A 16969-nucleotide genomic window follows, 5' to 3' on the forward strand; every position below is an offset into this window, starting at 1 on the left:
GATCCTGCGGAGGTCCCGTCATGAATGCATCGATGTCGCGCGTCGCCAGCCCGTTCCTGGTACTCCTGCTGGTTTCGTGCCTGACCGCCTGCAAACCCGAACCGCCGCCGCTCGAACAGCCGCCGGAACCCAAGGCCAGCGCCACCGAATTACGCGATGCGATCAAACGACCGATCGACCAGGCCAAGGCGGTCGAGGCCGCGACCCAGGAAGCGGCCGAGAAGCAACGCGCGGAAATCGAGGCAGTGACGAATTGAAAACTCCCCCCTTGCGCAGCAGGGGAGGCCGGTAGGGGTTAGGCCGGAGCTTGCGGACCTTTAATCCTTGTAGATCCGAGCTTGCTCGGATGCTCTCGGTGCAGGATCAAAAACATCCGAGCAAGCTCGGATCTACATCGCAAACCATAACGGCGACCCCGAGGTCGCCGCTATGTTGCTGAAGTGTCCACAGCATGGGCTTGCTCAGCCCTTCCGCAAAACTAGAGCCCGCAGAAGCAATACACCAGCGCCTTCACCGGCGCGCCGTTGCGGTTGTTGATCGAATCCTCGACGAAGTGCAGTTGCGCCGCCGTTTCCGGCATCGTCTTCAGCAACAGCGCGCGGGCGAAGCTGGAATCGTGCAGCCAGGCCGCACCCAGGCGGCTGCCGGCGAACGATCCCAGGAACTGCGGGAACGGCGAATTCGCCTTCTCGATATAGCGCACGCGGTACGCATCCGGCTTGCCCAGCTTGGCCCGCGCCGCGGCATCGACGACGGCAGCATCGAAGCCGCCGAGCTCGTCGACCAGACCGCGTTCCTTCGCCTGCGCACCGCTCCAGACGCGGCCGCGGGCGATGGCGTCTATCTCTTCCACCGGCTTCTTGCGCGCGGCGGCGACCTTGCCGGTGAAGTCCGCATAGCCCTTGTCGATCACCGACTGGATCACGCGACCCACCGCCGGATCCAAAGGACGCGAAATGTCGAACGCGCCGGCGAAGCGCGTGGTGCCGACGCCGTCGGTATGCACGCCCGCCTTGTCCAGGGTGCGGGTGATGTTGGGGATCAGGCCGAAGATGCCGATGGAACCGGTGATCGTCGAGGGATCGGCGTAGATGCGGTCGGCGTTCATCGAGATCCAGTAGCCGCCGGAAGCGGCCAGGTCGCCCATCGACACCACCACCGGCTTGCCGGCGGCCTTCAGCGCGGCGACTTCGCGACGGATCTCTTCCGACGGATACACGCCGCCGCCGGGCGAATCCACACGCAGCACCACGGCCTTCACGTCGTCGTCGTCGCGCGCTTCGCGCAACAGCGCCGAAGTGGACTTGCCGCCGATGGAGCCGGGCGGCTGTTCGCCGTCGGTGATCTCGCCGGCCGCCACGACCACCGCGACCTGCGGACGTTCGTCGGCGATCTTCAGGTGCCTGGCGTCCACCTGGGCCAGGTAGCCGGCCAGGGAAACACTGCGGAAGCCATTGTCGGAATCTTCATCGGCCACGCCGCGCTCGGTCAGCAGCGTCTCGACTTCTTCCTGGGTCTTCAGCCCGTCCACCAGCTTCTGCTGCAGGGCGAACTTGGCCAGGTCGCCGCCAGCGGCGGCGATGCCTTCGGGCAGCGTGTCGATGCCCGAGGCCAGTTGTTCCGGCGTCAGCTTGCGCGCCTTGGCGATGTCGGCCAGATAACGCTGCCAGATATCGTTCATCCAGAACAGGTCGGCTTCCTTCGATTCCTTGGAGGCGGCGTCGAGGATGTAGGGCTCGGCGGCGGACTTGAACTCGCCGACGCGGAACAGGTGCACGTCCACGCCGAGCTTGTCCTGCAGGCCCTGGCGGTAGTACTGGCGGTAACGGCCGAGGCCTTCCAGCATCATGCTGCCCATCGGGTCGATGTAGACCTCGTTGGCCTGCGCGGCCAGCAGGTATTGCGCCTGCTGCAGGTTCTCGCCGAAGGACACGATCTGCTTGCCGGAAGCGCGCAGGCGCGCCAGCGCGGCGGCGACTTCGCGCATCGAGGCGTAACCGCTGGGCTGCAGCTGGTCCACCCGCAACAGCACGCGCTCGATATTCTTGTCGTCCTTGGCCGCATCGATGGCCCGGACCAGGTCGCGCAGCTGGATTTCCTCGGCGTTCTTGTCGCCGAAGGCCTTGGCCAGCGCGCGCGTCGCCGGGTCGCTGCTGTACTGCTCGACCAGCTTGCCTTCCGGCGCGATCACCAGGGTGGTGCGCTCCAGCAGTGGCTTCACCCCGTTGCCGCGCCCCACCGCCAGCAGGAACAGCGCCAGGCACAGGAACAGCAGGCCGAAGAACAGGAAATTGAGGATCAGCCTGCGGGTGAAATTCATCACGTCCCACAGGCCGACGAAAAAGGCGGCGATGGGACCGCGACGGACGACTTGATTCATGGCTGAGCTCCGGGAAACTGACGCCAGCTTACCGGTTGCACAAGGCGCTTACATGCCCCTTAAGTCACTGGGCCGCTTGGAGGGGCGGCCAGCAAACGCCGGCTGCTGCGCCGGAAGCGCGCGCCCATCAGGATCGCGGCCGCGGTCAAGCCCAGGATCAGACCCAGCCACATCCCCTGCGGGCCCCAGCCCAGGCCCAGGCCGAGTCCTGCGCCGAGCGGCATGCCCAGGCCCCAATAGGACAGCGCCGCCAGCCACATCGGCACCCGTGTGTCCTTGAGCCCGCGCAATGCGCCCGCCGACAGCACCTGGATGCCATCGGGAAACTGGAACGCCGCCGCGTACAGCAGCAGGCTGCCGGCCAGCCCGGCCACCGCCAGGTCGCCCGTGTACAACGCCACCACCGCGTCGTGGCCCAGCAGCAGCGCCGTCGCCGACAGCGCCTGCGTGCCCAGCACGATCGCATAGCCGGCATGGGCCGCGCGGCGCACGCCGAGGACGTCGCCCATGCCCAGCGCATGGCCTACGCGCACGGTGGTCGCCTCGGCCACGCCCATCGGGATCATGAAACACAGCGCCGACACGTTGATCGCGATCTGGTGCGCCGCCGCCGGCACCGCGCCCAGGCGCGCGATCAGCAGCGCGGTGGCGATGAACAAACCGCCTTCCATCAGCACCGTCACCCCGATCGGCAAACCGGTGCGCAGCAATTGTCTGATCGGCTGTACGTGCGGGCCGTCGAAGCGCGCGAACAACTTCAGGCTGGCGAAGCGCTTCGCATTCCACAGATAGACTGCGAAGGCGGTGGCCTGGGCCCACATCATGATCGCCGAGGCCACGCCCAGGCCCGCTGCGCCCATTTCCGGCAATCCATAGCGACCGAAGGTAAATGCATAGCCCAGCGGTGCCAGCAATGCCAACCCGCCGAAGCCGATCAGCATCGTCGGCAGGGTCCAGTGCATGCCCTCGCTCAGGTAGCGCATGCAGAAGAACAACGTCAGCGCCGGCGCGCCCCAGCGGATCCCGTGCAGGAAACCGCGCGCGCCGGGAATGATTTCCGTGGCGATGCCGAACGGTGCCAAGGCTGCGGGAATGAAACTGAGGAATGCGAACATCAGCAGGCCCAGCCCCAGCGCCAGCCACAGCGCCTGGCGGAACAGCGGGCCGATCTCGTCGCGGCGCCCGGCACCGTTCAATTGCGACACCGAAGCGGTCAACGAAATCAGCGTGCCGATCGGCACCATCATCGGCAGCCACAGCAAGGCCGTGCCGATGGTGACCGCGGCCAGCGTCTGGGTGCCGTGGTGGCCGGCGATGACGTTGTCGACGAAGCCGATCAGACCGGTGGAGACATGGCCGAGCACCAAGGGAAACGCGAGCTTGGCCGTGCTGCGCATTTCTGTGCCGAAGCGCGGGCTTGTAGGGGAGTCCGGAAGCATGGAGTGAAGGCTCGAGGCCCGACTGCGGGCGTGCGGGGGCACGGCTTCCGGGTCGCGGCAGGGGCGCCATCTTAACCGGCGATGCCTGCGGCTTCTTCAAAACCTATCTGGCCAGCGAGCGCCCGGATGCGTTTCGTGCGTCGCGTGCCATCCGCTTGGCAGAGCCGGCTCACTCGTCGGGAACGTGGGCAGGCTATTCAAGACAAACTTCAAGAAAAGCAAATCGTCATGACCCGACATTCGTCGGTTCATGACGATCAAAAAGAGAGGTTCCGGAGGCTCCATCAGCGCGCAAGCTTCCGCCGCAACCAGGCCTCGAGTTGTCCCCCCGGCTGGGCCAGCAATTCCGCACGCAACGCCTGCCGATCCTGCGGCGGCGTGCGCTGGGCCAGCACCGCCAGTTCGGCACGCTGTCCGGCGGTCATCGCCCGCAGCGAAGCCAGCAGCGGCAAGCGTTGTCCGGACGGAACAAAGGCCAGCAGCGACTGCAGCTTTTCGTAGTCCGCGCCCAGCGTCGGCCCGAGTCGCCAGCCCCGGCGCTGGCTGGCATCCAACGCATCGAACTGCGCCCGCAATGCCTGCTGCCGTTGCGGAGGGAAGGTTGCGATTTCCGCCGCGACCGCGCGCAGGCGCAGGCGCTCGGCTTCCTCCAGCTGCAGCCAGGCCTGGTAACGCGCGCGACGATCCTCGCGTTCGGCCAGCGGCAGCGCCTTCCACTCGGCCAGGCGTTGCCCGAACTGCACGCGTCGTTCGGAACTCATCGCCTGCAGACGGGCCGCGCGTTGCTCCTGCAGTGCTCGCGCTTCGGCCAGCGTTTCCGGGCCGGAGGCGGACACCCACTGCGACAACATCGCCAGCAGCGCCGCGAGCAGCAGCGCAGTCCCGCGTGGGAGCGAATGGCTCTGCGCTCGTTCAGAACTGCGCATCGGAGGTCTCCGCTGCACCAGTGCTGTCCGCAACCGGCGATTCGATCGTGGGCATCGCCTCTTCGCCCACCGCATTGGCGCCAGCCATGTACCAGGCGTGGAAATCGGCATCGCGCGCCAGGGCTTCCTCCTGCGCATCCATCACCAATTCGAAATCCGGGTGAGCAAGCAACGCGGTGGTCGCATCGAAGCGTGCCGCCGGCGCCTGTTCCGGCAATTCCTCGCGGCCGATTTCCACTTCGTCCCGTAGGCGCTGGACGCCTTGTTCGAGGACGGAGTCGGCCGTCGACGGGGCCTCCCCTCGCGGCCACCACCAGGTCGCCGCCAACCCCAGCGCGCACGCGCCCAGCACCAGCGCCACCCATGGCCAGCGACGGCGAATGGATGTCGCGGCCGGTTCCCGCGGCGCGGCGGATGCCGTGCCGACGCGGGGACGTTCGTGGCGGATGCCGGCGATGGCCTCCTCGCGCAGACGCGCCAGACGCGCCAGGCGTTCCGGCGGCAGGTCGCGCAGTTGCTGCTGGATGGCTTCGGCCAGCGAGCGCCAGGCCTGCGCATCGGGCTGGCCGTTGGCATCGCGCGGACAGGCATCGGCCAACGCCTGCTGATAGACGGTCGTATCCAGCCCGAGCACCAGCGCCGCTTCCTCCTCCGGCAATCCCGCCACCAGGCGCAGCAACAACGCCCGGCGGGCAGCGGAGTCCAGTGGCGCCAGCGACTGGAGGCCGGGCGGCCAATGGGCCAAGGCCGACGCCTGGCGCAAGGGCGGGGCGGAGACCAGCAGGCTCCAGAAACGCCGCGGCCATCCGGCCATGGCGAGCTCACCGGCATGGTTGCGGAACGCGCGCAAGGCAGCGGCCAAGGCGGTGTCGCCGGCGTCTCGATCGCCGCACTGGAGTTCCGCGAACAGGGCGCCGCGGCGTTCGACGCCGCGCAGGAAGGCCGAGAGGGCGGCCGGCACGGCCGCGGCTTCATTCAAGTGACTGTGCATCAGGGAACCGGGGGATTCGTCGCCGCATCATAGCCGCGGTGGAAGCGTTTCCGACCCGGCGGTCGGCGCTTGACAGATTCCTGAAACCTGCTCTCCCAGGCTCCGCAAGGGTTTGCATCGAAAACAGGTTGTGCACAGCCGTCACCAGAAGGTCACATACATTGCCGCAGCCTGACCCGGGCCTCCCATTACATTCTTGTTTCACGGGTAATTTGTTGATTCGTATGAACTTTGTTTCGTTGGTGTTTTTTTAGCCAACCTCACGCCGGAGCTTGCAGCAAGCCTCCGCAAGCGTGGAGCAATGGGTTGATGCACAGTTTTATCCACAGGCCATGTGGATAAAGAAGAATCTCCATGCATGACGGTGACTTGCGGGCTTTTCGTCATCCGCAGAGCAACAATGACGTGCAACTGCAGCAAGCGCAGCGATGCCCTTGCCGCCGTCGGTAAACTGGCACTGATGTCCATCGATTCCCTCTTCCGCGTCGCCCTGCCGTTGCCCCTGCCGCGCGGGTTCGACTACCTGCCGCCTGCGGACCATTCGCCGTCGGCGGCGGACGTCGGAAAACGGGTACGGGTGCCTTTCGGTGCGCGCGAGATGATCGGCGTGGTGGTCGCGATCGCCGCTCGCGGCGACGGGATGCCCGAACTGCGCCAGGTGCTGGCGGTGCTCGATGAGACCCAGCTGCTGCACGGGGAACTGCTGGAATCGCTGCGCTGGTTGTCGCGCTATACCCATGCCCCGCTGGGCGAAGTACTGGGCACCGCCCTGCCGACCCTTCTGCGCCAGGGCGAACCGCTGCCCGATACCCACGCCTGGGCCTGGCGATTGACCGCTGATGGCATCCAAGGATGGCCACGCCTGCGCAAGGGCACGCGCCCACGCCGCCTGGCCGAGTGGCTGCTGGCTTCGCCCATTGACGCCTCATCGCATCACCAGCGCGATGAGGACGCCCTGGACCTGCACCTGGACGACTGGCGCAGTGCCGCGCGCGCGCTGGACAAGCGCGGCCTGGTCGAGCGCGTGGCGATCCCGGCTTCGACCGTGGCCCCGGATCCGCAACCCGGGCCGCCGCTCAATCCGCAACAGCGGACCGCGGTTGAGGCGATCCTGGGTACGCAAGGTTTCGCACCCTTGCTGCTGGATGGCGTCACCGGCAGCGGCAAGACCGAGGTCTACCTGCACGCGATCGCCGATTGCCTGCGCCGCGGCAAACAGGCGCTGGTGCTGGTGCCAGAGATCGGCCTGACCCCGCAGACCCTGGCGCGCTTCCGCCAGCGCCTGGGCGTGCCGGTGCTGGCGTTGCACTCGGGCTTGAGCGACAACGAGCGCGCGCGCGGCTGGGCCGCATTCGCGCGCGGCGAAGCCCGGGTCGCGGTGGGCACGCGCTCGGCGGTGTTCACGCCATTGCCGCAGGCCGGCCTGATCATCGTCGATGAGGAACACGACGCCAGCTACAAGCAGCAGGACGGCATGCGCTACCACGCGCGCGATTTCGCCCTGGTCCGCGGCAAGGCGCTGGACGTGCCGGTACTCCTGGGCAGCGCCACGCCGTCGCTGGAATCGCTGCACAACGCCAACAGCGGACGCTATGCGCACTTACGGCTCAACCAACGTGCGGGCGACGCGAAACCGCCTTCGGTGCGCGTGCAGGACGTGCGCAAGCGCTCGCTGGAGGCCGGCCTTTCGGCGGACACCCTGGCCGCCATCTCCACTGCGCTGGATGCCGACGGACAGGTGCTGGTATTCAAGAACCGTCGTGGCTACGCGTCGGTATTGCTTTGCCACGACTGCGGCTGGAGCGCGCAATGCAAACGTTGCGACTCGCCGATGACCGTGCATGGCGCGGGTCGTCGCCTGCAATGCCACCACTGCGGCGCGCGCCAGGCGGTGCCGCCGGCGTGTCCGGATTGCGGCGGGCTCGCCTTGCAACCGCAAGGCATCGGCACCGAACGCATCGAGGAGATGCTGACGGAAAAATTCACCGGCGTGCCGGTACTGCGGATAGACCGCAGCACCACGCAGCGTCGCGACGCGCTGGCCGGGCATCTGCAGAAACTCGGCGACCATCCCGGCATCCTGGTCGGCACCCAGATCCTGGCCAAGGGTCACGACCTGCCGCATTTGACCCTGGTGGTGGTGGTGGGCGTGGACGAGGGTTTGTTCTCGTCGGATTTCCGCGCCGGCGAAAAACTCGCCCAGCAACTGATCCAGGTGGCCGGACGCGCCGGACGGGCGCAGAAGCCCGGGCAAGTGTGGCTGCAGACGCACCACCCCGACCACCCGCTGCTCAACACCTTGATCAACGGCGGTTACCACGCCTTCGCCGCAAGCGAACTGGAACAGCGCCGGGCCGCGGGTTTCCCGCCATTCGCGCATCTGGCCCTGCTGCGCGCGGAAGCGAAACAGGTGGATGCAGCGAATGCATTTCTGCACGCCGCGAAATCCGCTTTCACGAATTCCATCCGCGATGCCGCGCGGCTTGAGTCTGGGACTAGCCGTTCCGGCCAGCAATCCGCGCTCGAAATCCAGGGGCCACTGCCCGCGCCCATGTCCCGTCGCGCCGGCATGCACCGCACGCAACTGCTGCTTTCATCGCCCAGTCGCCGCGCGCTGCATGCGTTGCTGGACACCGCGCTCCCGGCGATCCACGACCTGCCCGAAGCGCGCAAGGTGCGTTGGTCGCTGGATGTGGATCCGCTGGATCTGTACTGATCCGCAGCGACCCTGGCCCTGCTCTTGGCCTCTTCCCTTGCTTAGCGGGAGGATGGAGGGGCGCCCTTGCTCCCGGCTTCCTGCAAAGCGCTCCGGCAGATCCATGCCCGCGAACCCGCCTTCATCTTCCGGATCTCCATGTCCATCGCCCCGATACCGCCGCGCGCGGTTTCAACGTTAACCTATGTCCATGCCAATGGATCCGGATCGACCCCACATCGTCGTCATCGGCGGCGGCTTCGCAGGCCTCTGGGCCACGCGCGCGCTGGCCAGCTCGCCAGTGCGCATCACCCTGGTGGATCGCTGCAACCACCACCTGTTCCAGCCGCTGCTCTACCAGGTGGCGACGGCCGGCCTGTCTTCCCCCGACATCGCCGCACCCTTGCGCCACATCCTGCGCAAGCAGCAGAACGTGGAAGTGCGGCTGGCCGAAGTGCGCGATATCGACGCAGCGGCCAACAGGGTCGTACTGGAAGACGGCGGCAAGCTGGAATTCGACTATCTGTTGCTGGCCAGCGGCGCTACCCATGCCTATTTCGGCCACGACGGATGGGCGCAACACGCGCCGGGGCTGAAGACCCTGGACGATGCGCTGCAATTGCGCCGGCACCTGCTGCTGGCGTTCGAGCGTGCCGAGGCCGAACCGGATCCCGCAAAACGCGCGGCATGGCTGAACTTCGCCATCGTCGGCGGCGGACCGACCGGCGTGGAACTCGCCGGGACGCTGGCCGAAATCGCGCGGCATACGCTGACCAATGAATTCCGCAACATCAACCCTTCAGATGCGCATGTACGCCTGATCGAAGCCGGACCACGTGTGTTGTCCTCATTTCCCGAAGATCTTTCCGGGAAGGCGCGCAGGCAATTATCGAAACTCGGCGTCGAAGTTTCCACTGGGATCCCGGTGACCCACATCGACGGATCCGGCTACCACCTGGGCGATGAATTCGTTGCCGCACGTACCGTGGTCTGGGCGGCCGGCGTGGCCGCCTCCCCGCTGGCGAAAACACTGGACGTGCCGCTGGATCGCGCCGGCCGGGTACCGGTCGCAAGCGATTTGAGCGTGCCGGGGCATCCGCGGATCTTTGTCGCCGGCGACCTGGCTTCGGTGCAGCAGGACGGCAAGCCGATACCGGGCGTCGCGCCGGCAGCCAAGCAGATGGGCCGGCACGTCGCCGATGCGATCCGCGCGCGCTTGCAAGGCAAGCGCGCTCCGGATTTCCGCTACAAGGACTACGGAAATCTCGCCACCATCGGCCGGATGGCGGCGATCGTGCATTTCGAACGCTTGAAACTTTCCGGCATAGTCGCCTGGTGGTTCTGGCTGGCCGCGCACGTGTTCTTCCTGATCGGCTTCCGCAATCGTCTGGTGGTATTGCTCAACTGGGCCTGGGCGTACTGGAGCTACCAGCGCGGGGCGCGGATCATCCTCGGCCACGACGACGAAGATCAGCCACGGTCGACGCGACAGGCGTAACAGCCGCGCCGCGCGTTGTGCACATGCAGGTAGGCAATGCCTGCGTTGCCGAAGAAGCGTGCAATCAATGCTTCGAGCATCGTGCCTTCGACCACTTCGGCATCCAGCATCCAGCCCTCGGCATCGTAAGCGCGCACCGACAGCAGGCGGCTGCGCTGCTGTTCCGGGATGGCATTCCGGATGCGTGCGTGGTCGCGCACGGTTTCGCGCACGAAGATCGGCCCGCCGGCGCGGTACGGCGTGTCCGCATCGAGGTGCTGCCACGGCAACAACAGCACGGACTCGCCGACCTGCGCATCTTCCAGCGATATGCGGCAGGGGAACCCGCGATTCGAATCGACCGCCATGCGCACTGCGCCATGCACGCGCAATTCCGCATCCTCAAGTCCGAACAACGACTCGAACGGCTGCACCGGCAATCCGCTGACCACATAATCCATGACACGCTCCACCGAGGAAATACGTGCAGGTTATGCCCGCGCACCGTGCCGCGATATCCGGATCCTGCGCAATCCGGGCCAGCTCGCTAATGGCGGCGGTTGGGACCTTTGTATTGGCGACAGTGCCTCGCTATCGGGTCGCGAACCGCATTTCACTTCTTCATGCCCCACCCGGACGCCCGTCTGCGGAGTAGCGCCGGCATTCACCGGATTGTCCGGTTTGCCATGCCCGGCAGTTGCTCAAACCCTCCCAGGCTTGCGGCATGCTCTACATCCTTCCGGTTACAAAGTAAGCCCTGTGCAATACATGGAGCGCGTCCAGATTGATCACAACGATGAGAACGAGGATGACCGATACCAGCAAGGCACGGATCGGCGGTGTCGACCGGAACGAGCACCAGACCAGGGCAAATGCCGCAGTCGCAATAAAATAGCGACCCTGCAAGCCCTGGATAAAACCCAGTTCGACCGGGCTCCAGTAGATGAACAGCGGCAGCGCGATCATCGCCATTGAACCTGCTGCCAGCATCAAGGCCAACGGTGGAATCCAATAAGGCATCCGCGGCATCGAATCTTCATTGGTCCAAAGTGTCGCCAGCAACGCCAATCCGCCAGCGGGATACACCCATGGGGACAGGTACACATCTAGCCACCCCAATACCCCGATCAGCATCTTCCCCAGGGACAGCACCCGGTCGCTGAAGAAGGTGTTGAACCATGCGTGCATGAATATCGAAGGTTCGGCACTCAGCGAGTGGGCATTGGCGACGGCATCGACCCCCGCAAGCGCCCCGGCACCCTTCGCGGCCAACAAAGTCCACGCGGCATGGATTACCCATGGCAGCGCGACAAACTTCAACATGGCGGCGCCGAAAGAGTGGCCCGCCCTGTCGAAAGCAGGCTTGCAGAACGCCAGACAAATCAGGATCCAGGCCGTCCCGGGCTTCAAGAATGCGATAGCCAGACTGAGCGCCCACAGCATTGGCATGATACGCGTCGGAGTCACTTTATCGTCGGCAATTCCGGACACCAGACCCAGCCAGGCGATGCTCAGCGATATCGTCAGGGAGTCCGCCGACAGCGAACCCATCTGGAACAACGACATCGGCAGCAAGGCAATCGCGAACAATGCCCATTTTCCCCGCACCGCATAGCGCAGGGCCAACACCACGAACACAATGGACAACAAAAGGTTCAGCATTCGCGCCGAATAAAGAAAGAACCCGAATGTTGCCCCCATTGCGCAACTAGCCTTGAAGGCCGCGCCAGGCAGCAGATACTGATGCGGGAAATAGCCATCCGCTCCTCGGGGCAACGTCGTCGACGTCGCGTCGCAGGCCAGTTTTTTGCTCAGCTGCGCGCTCAACTCTTCGCCCGTGAAGGCGGTCTTGTTGTGCGAATATCCCCAGAACGGCCCGTACATCTTCCGGGTATCAGGCAACGGTTCCGAACCTGAGCCACCGAATGGCATCCCCTCGCTGAGCCGGACGATCTTCGCCAGGTGCGCCTCCTCATCCGCGACCGCGCCCGGCGGCGTAATGAATACGTAGGCCGCACCAAAAAGCAGCATCAGTGCGGCACAAACCCAATGCGCATTCCTGTCGAGCGTCCTGAATCCCGGTATCGTGGGGATCGCGGACAACCACTCCCGCAACCTTCGGTAGAAGCGGTATATCCACCACAAGGAGACGAGCAACACCGGCAACGTCGCATAGAAGACCGCTTGCCATGTGCCGGCGCGCTCTATTTTCCGCGCCGAACGATCGACGAAACGCAAGATCAATTTCGGATCCCTTGCACTCTGGTCCGGCTGCAGCTTCAGACAAGCATGCTCATCGGCAAGGCTGAGCTCGTCAACCAACAGGATTTCATATTGCCCCCGCGATCCCGATCGCCCGATTCGCAGGTCGCACAATGTCGTCGTGCCCCCCGGCGGGGGATCGATGCGCAACCAGGCCGCACGGCGCCCGTTGATCCGGAGCACTTCCTCTACGGCTTCTCCGCTTTGCAACCCGAATGATTGCGATCCGGCTTCCGAAAAACCGCCCTCGGCGTCATGGAATACCTGCAAACGGCCAGCCGTGCCGGCCTGAACGGTGAACGCCACTCTTATCTGGCGCCGGGAGTCGGCATAAGCGACCACCAGGATCAGCATGGCCAGCAGCAGACCCGAGGCTATCAGCCTGAAGTCGATCTTCGTCGATGAGTCCCGCAAGCTCATCGGAGCGCTTGGCAAGCAGAGAGGCGGTTGCCTGCTTCATTGTCGGACATGTATTGCTCCATGCTGAAGGAATGTCGGCTCGGAATTCATATCGCGGTTGATGCTCGGGATATTGTCGCGGCCATCCTCCGGCATCTTCGTTGGTACAAGCCGGGGCCGAAGCGGTGCCTGAGATTGTGCCATGGCGCATTGAGCAGCCCGACTGCTGCGTTTCGATGCGATCAATCGCCCAACATAAAGGCCCCGTTTCCGGGGCCTGTCTCGATACCGTGCAATGGGCTCTCAGGCCGCGAACAGCGCCTTCATCTTCTTCAGCGCGTTGGCTTCGATCTGGCGGATGCGCTCGGCGGAGACGCCGTATTCGTCGGCCAACTCCTGCAACGTGACCTTGTTGTCGTCATCCAGCCAGCGGCGCATGACGATATCGCGCGAACGCTTGTCCAGCCCGGCCATGCCTTCGCGCAACAACTCCAGCTTGTTGCCTTCGTTGTCGGCACGCTCATAGGCCTGTGACGGATCTTCGTCCTGGGTCATCAGATACGCGCCGGGCGATGGCGGCGCATGGTCGTCATCATCGTCGGATGGGGCATCGAAGCCGATATCGCGGCCGGAAAGGCGCGATTCCATCTCCAGCACTTCGCGCTTGGATACCTTGAGATCGGCAGCCACCGCGGTAACTTCGGCATCGTTCATCCAGCCCAGGCGCTTCTTCGACTTGCGCAGGTTGAAGAACAGCTTGCGCTGCGCCTTGGTCGTGGCGACCTTGACGATGCGCCAGTTCTTGAGGATGAACTCATGCATCTCGGCGCGGATCCAGTGCACCGCGAAACTGACCAGGCGCACGCCCATCTCCGGGTCGAAGCGCTTGACCGCTTTCATCAGGCCGATGTTGCCTTCCTGGATCAGGTCGCCCAGTTGCAAGCCGTAGCCGTTGTAACCACGGGCGACATGCACGACGAAACGCAGATGCGAGTGCACCAGCTCGCGCGCAGCATCAAGGTCCTCGTCGTCGCGGAAACGACGGGCAAGACTCTGTTCGTCCTCGACCGTCAGCACCGGAATCTGGTGCACGGCGCCGATGTAGGCGTCGAGCGAGCCGAGCGCGCTGGGGATGGGCAGATTGTTTGCCACCATGGCGGTGGCTGCAGAGGTCTGGTTCATGGCGATCATTTTAGCAGTCACGGGGTTCGACTGCTAAACAGGAAAAGAGTTCCATCGTTTCGTTGGTAGAACAGATGCCATCGAGCCAGAAGGGCGCAAGTAATTGTATTTATTGATTATTTCAGAATATTTTGCCGGCGCTACCCTGAATTTTCCGGTTAAGACGAAAGTTTGCTACCAGGCTGACCACGGATTTCCTTTCGGAAATTTCCGCGAGTATTCTCTGGATTTCGGTAATCCACCAGATCCTGTGATCGCGGGCCTGTCAGCTGCCCGCGACATCGTGGGCACTCTGCCCGGTGTAGATCGCCGAGAAAGAGCCGCCAGCCAGTCCGCTCTTCCGTTACCGCGATCGCAGGAGCGCCGACACGTGCGGCACTCCTTGCGGAACCACGCAAAGAAAAACGCCACCTCCTTGCGGAGATGGCGTTTTGGGGTAAAGACCCTGGCGATGACCTACTCTTGCATGGCTTAGGCCACACTACCATCGGCGCAGCTGCGTTTCACTTCCGAGTTCGGGATGGGATCGGGTGGTTCCACAGCGCTAATTTCACCAGGGAGACGGTTGGAGCGTCGCACACACCTATAAAGGAGGAGTGGCGCCTGTCTCTCATGAGGTCTTGGGAAGTAGTTTGCTATTTGGATTTCAATCGACGTGTGTCGAGACTAAAGCAACTTGAGGTTATATGGTCAAGCCGCACGGATCATTAGTATCAGTTAGCTCAATGCATTACTGCACTTACACACCTGACCTATCAACGACGTAGTCTTCATCGTTCCTTTAGGGGACTTGTGTCCCGGGAGATCTCATCTTGAGGCGCGCTTCCCGCTTAGATGCTTTCAGCGGTTATCGCTTCCGAACGTAGCTACCCGGCAATGCCACTGGCGTGACAACCGGAACACCAGAGGTTCGTCCACTCCGGTCCTCTCGTACTAGGAGCAGCCCCTCTCAAATCTCCAACGCCCATGGCAGATAGGGACCGAACTGTCTCACGACGTTCTGAACCCAGCTCGCGTACCACTTTAAATGGCGAACAGCCATACCCTTGGGACCGACTACAGCCCCAGGATGTGATGAGCCGACATCGAGGTGCCAAACACCGCCGTCGATATGAACTCTTGGGCGGTATCAGCCTGTTATCCCCGGAGTACCTTTTATCCGTTGAGCGATGGCCCTTCCATACAGAACCACCGGATCACTAAGACCTACTTTCGTACCTGCTTGATCCGTCGATCTCGCAGTCAAGCACGCTTATGCCTTTGCACACAGTGCGCGATGTCCGACCGCGCTGAGCGTACCTTCGTGCTCCTCCGTTACTCTTTGGGAGGAGACCGCCCCAGTCAAACTACCCACCATACATGGTCCCCGCTCCGGATTACGGAGCTAGGTTAGAACGTCAAGCACGACAGGGTGGTATTTCAAGGTTGGCTCCACGACAGCTAGCGCCATCGCTTCAAAGCCTCCCACCTATCCTACACAGACGAACTCAACGTTCAATGTAAAGCTATAGTAAAGGTTCACGGGGTCTTTCCGTCTTGCCACGGGAACGCTGCATCTTCACAGCGATTTCAATTTCACTGAGTCTCGGGTGGAGACAGCGCCGCTGTCGTTACGCCATTCGTGCAGGTCGGAACTTACCCGACAAGGAATTTCGCTACCTTAGGACCGTTATAGTTACGGCCGCCGTTTACTGGGGCTTCGATCAAGAGCTTCGCCTTGCGGCTGACCCCATCAATTAACCTTCCAGCACCGGGCAGGCGTCACACCCTATACGTCCACTTTCGTGTTTGCAGAGTGCTGTGTTTTTGATAAACAGTCGCAGCGGCCTGGTTACTTCGGCCTCCCCCAGCTATTAACCAGAAGAGGCGCACCTTCTCCCGAAGTTACGGTGCTATTTTGCCTAGTTCCTTCACCCGAGTTCTCTCAAGCGCCTGAGAATTCTCATCCTACCCACCTGTGTCGGTTTACGGTACGGTCTTCGTGAGCTGAAGCTTAGGAGCTTTTCCTGGAAGCGTGATATCAGCAGCCTAGCCCTAATGGGCCGGTCCTTAACCTCAACATTAAACCCCCGGATTTGCCAAAGGGTTCTGCCTCAGTTCTCTCACCAGGACAACCAACGCCTGGCCTGCCTAACCTTCTCCGTCCCTCCATCGCACTCACGCGAGGTGCAGTAATATTAAACTGCTTCCCATCGACTACGGCTTTCGCCCTCGCCTTAGGGGCCGACTAACCCTGCGTCGATTAACGTTGCGCAAGGAAACCTTGGGCTTTCGGCGTGCGGGTTTTTCACCCGCATTATCGTTACTCATGTCAGCATTCGCACTTCCGATACCTCCAGCAGACTTCTCAATCCACCTTCAACGGCTTACGGAACGCTCCTCTACCGCGCATAACAAAGTTATGCACCCCAAGCTTCGGTTCATCGCTTAGCCCCGTTAAATCTTCCGCGCAGACCGACTCGACCAGTGAGCTATTACGCTTTCTTTAAAGGGTGGCTGCTTCTAAGCCAACCTCCTGGCTGTCTGTGCCTTTCCACATCGTTCACCACTTAGCGATAAATTTGGGACCTTAGCTGTGGGTCTGGGTTGTTTCCCTTTTCACGACGGACGTTAGCACCCGCCGTGTGTCTCCCATATAGTCTGTCTTGGTATTCGGAGTTTGCAATGGTTTGCTAAGCCTCGATGGCCCGCTAGCCATAACAGTGCTCTACCCCCAAGAAGATTCGTATGAGGCGCTACCTAAATAGCTTTCGAGGAGAACCAGCTATCTCCGGGTTCGATTAGCTTTTCACTCCTAATCACACCTCATCCCCGTCTTTTGCAACAGACGTGGGTTCGGGCCTCCAGTACCTGTTACGGCACCTTCACCCTGGGCATGACTAGATCACCCGGTTTCGGGTCTACTGCCCGCGACTATGCGCCCTTATCAGACTCGGTTTCCCTTCGCCTCCCCTATACGGTTAAGCTTGCCACGAACAGTAAGTCGCTGACCCATTATACAAAAGGTACGCAGTCACTCCTTGCGGAGCTCCTACTGCTTGTACGCACACGGTTTCAGGGTCTATTTCACTCCCCTCTCCGGGGTTCTTTTCGCCTTTCCCTCACGGTACTGGTTCACTATCGGTCGGTCAGGAGTATTTAGCCTTGGAGGATGGTCCCCCCATGTTCAGACAGGGTTTCTCGTGCCCCGCCCTACTCGTCTTCATTGAGATGGCCCT

Annotated in this window: 11 protein-coding genes and 2 rRNA genes (1 of these 13 only partly in view); 3 read left to right on the top strand and 10 right to left on the bottom strand. The window is 62.9% G+C overall.

Annotation, left to right across the window (positions count from 1 at the left end):
• The first annotated feature begins 20 nt into the window (after nt 1-20).
• Nucleotides 21-257 carry a hypothetical protein gene (locus CSC74_RS11615; RefSeq protein ID WP_425501457.1) on the top strand — a complete coding sequence of 79 codons (237 nt, stop codon included), beginning with the start codon at nt 21-23 and terminating at the stop codon, nt 255-257.
• A gap of 221 nt (nt 258-478) precedes the next feature.
• Here the strand turns inward: CSC74_RS11615 and sppA are convergent, their stop codons facing one another.
• The 5 genes from sppA to CSC74_RS11640 all read right to left on the bottom strand — a co-directional run bounded on the left by sppA (nt 479) and on the right by CSC74_RS11640 (nt 6204).
• A complete protein-coding gene (gene sppA / locus CSC74_RS11620; protein ID WP_162314616.1) occupies nt 479-2380 on the bottom strand; it encodes a signal peptide peptidase SppA in 1902 nt (633 codons plus the stop codon).
• A gap of 59 nt (nt 2381-2439) precedes the next feature.
• Nucleotides 2440-3819, bottom strand: coding sequence for an MATE family efflux transporter (locus tag CSC74_RS11625; RefSeq protein ID WP_162314617.1), 1380 nt, complete (start codon nt 3817-3819; stop codon nt 2440-2442).
• A 284-nt stretch (nt 3820-4103) separates the two neighbouring features.
• Nucleotides 4104-4745, bottom strand: a complete 642-nt coding sequence (locus CSC74_RS11630; protein WP_162314618.1) for a DUF3106 domain-containing protein — start codon at nt 4743-4745, stop codon at nt 4104-4106.
• Nucleotides 4732-5736, bottom strand: a complete 1005-nt coding sequence (locus CSC74_RS11635) for a hypothetical protein (protein ID WP_162314619.1) — start codon at nt 5734-5736, stop codon at nt 4732-4734. The genes CSC74_RS11630 and CSC74_RS11635 overlap by 14 nt, the downstream gene beginning before the upstream one ends.
• A gap of 201 nt (nt 5737-5937) precedes the next feature.
• A complete protein-coding gene (locus tag CSC74_RS11640) occupies nt 5938-6204 on the bottom strand; it encodes a hypothetical protein (RefSeq protein WP_162314620.1) in 267 nt (88 codons plus the stop codon).
• Between CSC74_RS11640 and CSC74_RS11645 the strand changes: the two genes are divergently transcribed.
• Both CSC74_RS11645 and CSC74_RS11650 read left to right on the top strand, forming a co-directional pair.
• Nucleotides 6194-8452: a primosomal protein N' gene (locus tag CSC74_RS11645; protein ID WP_425501460.1), complete on the top strand. Its 2259-nt coding sequence runs from the start codon at nt 6194-6196 to the stop codon at nt 8450-8452. The genes CSC74_RS11640 and CSC74_RS11645 overlap by 11 nt on opposite strands.
• Before the next feature lie 196 nt (nt 8453-8648).
• Nucleotides 8649-9929 (top strand): NAD(P)/FAD-dependent oxidoreductase, encoded by a 1281-nt coding sequence (locus CSC74_RS11650; RefSeq protein ID WP_162314709.1) that lies wholly within the window; start codon nt 8649-8651, stop codon nt 9927-9929.
• Here the strand turns inward: CSC74_RS11650 and CSC74_RS11655 are convergent.
• The 5 genes from CSC74_RS11655 to CSC74_RS11675 form a co-directional block, all read right to left on the bottom strand.
• Entirely contained in the window at nt 9902-10369 is a 468-nt protein-coding gene (locus CSC74_RS11655) for a DUF1203 domain-containing protein (protein WP_162314622.1), read from the bottom strand. The genes CSC74_RS11650 and CSC74_RS11655 overlap by 28 nt on opposite strands.
• 268 nt (nt 10370-10637) lie before the next feature.
• Entirely contained in the window at nt 10638-12590 is a 1953-nt protein-coding gene (locus CSC74_RS11660; protein WP_162314623.1) for a DUF2142 domain-containing protein, read from the bottom strand.
• 282 nt (nt 12591-12872) lie between these two features.
• Entirely contained in the window at nt 12873-13751 is an 879-nt protein-coding gene (gene rpoH, locus CSC74_RS11665) for an RNA polymerase sigma factor RpoH (protein ID WP_162314624.1), read from the bottom strand.
• Between the two features lie 443 nt (nt 13752-14194).
• Nucleotides 14195-14309: ribosomal RNA gene (rrf, locus tag CSC74_RS11670) — 5S ribosomal RNA — on the bottom strand.
• Nucleotides 14310-14437: 128 nt separating this feature from the next.
• Nucleotides 14438-16969: ribosomal RNA gene (locus CSC74_RS11675) — 23S ribosomal RNA — on the bottom strand (it continues 335 nt past the right edge of the window).

It is taken from the genome of Pseudoxanthomonas yeongjuensis (assembly GCF_010093345.1).
GTDB lineage: Bacteria > Pseudomonadota > Gammaproteobacteria > Xanthomonadales > Xanthomonadaceae > Pseudoxanthomonas_A > Pseudoxanthomonas_A yeongjuensis.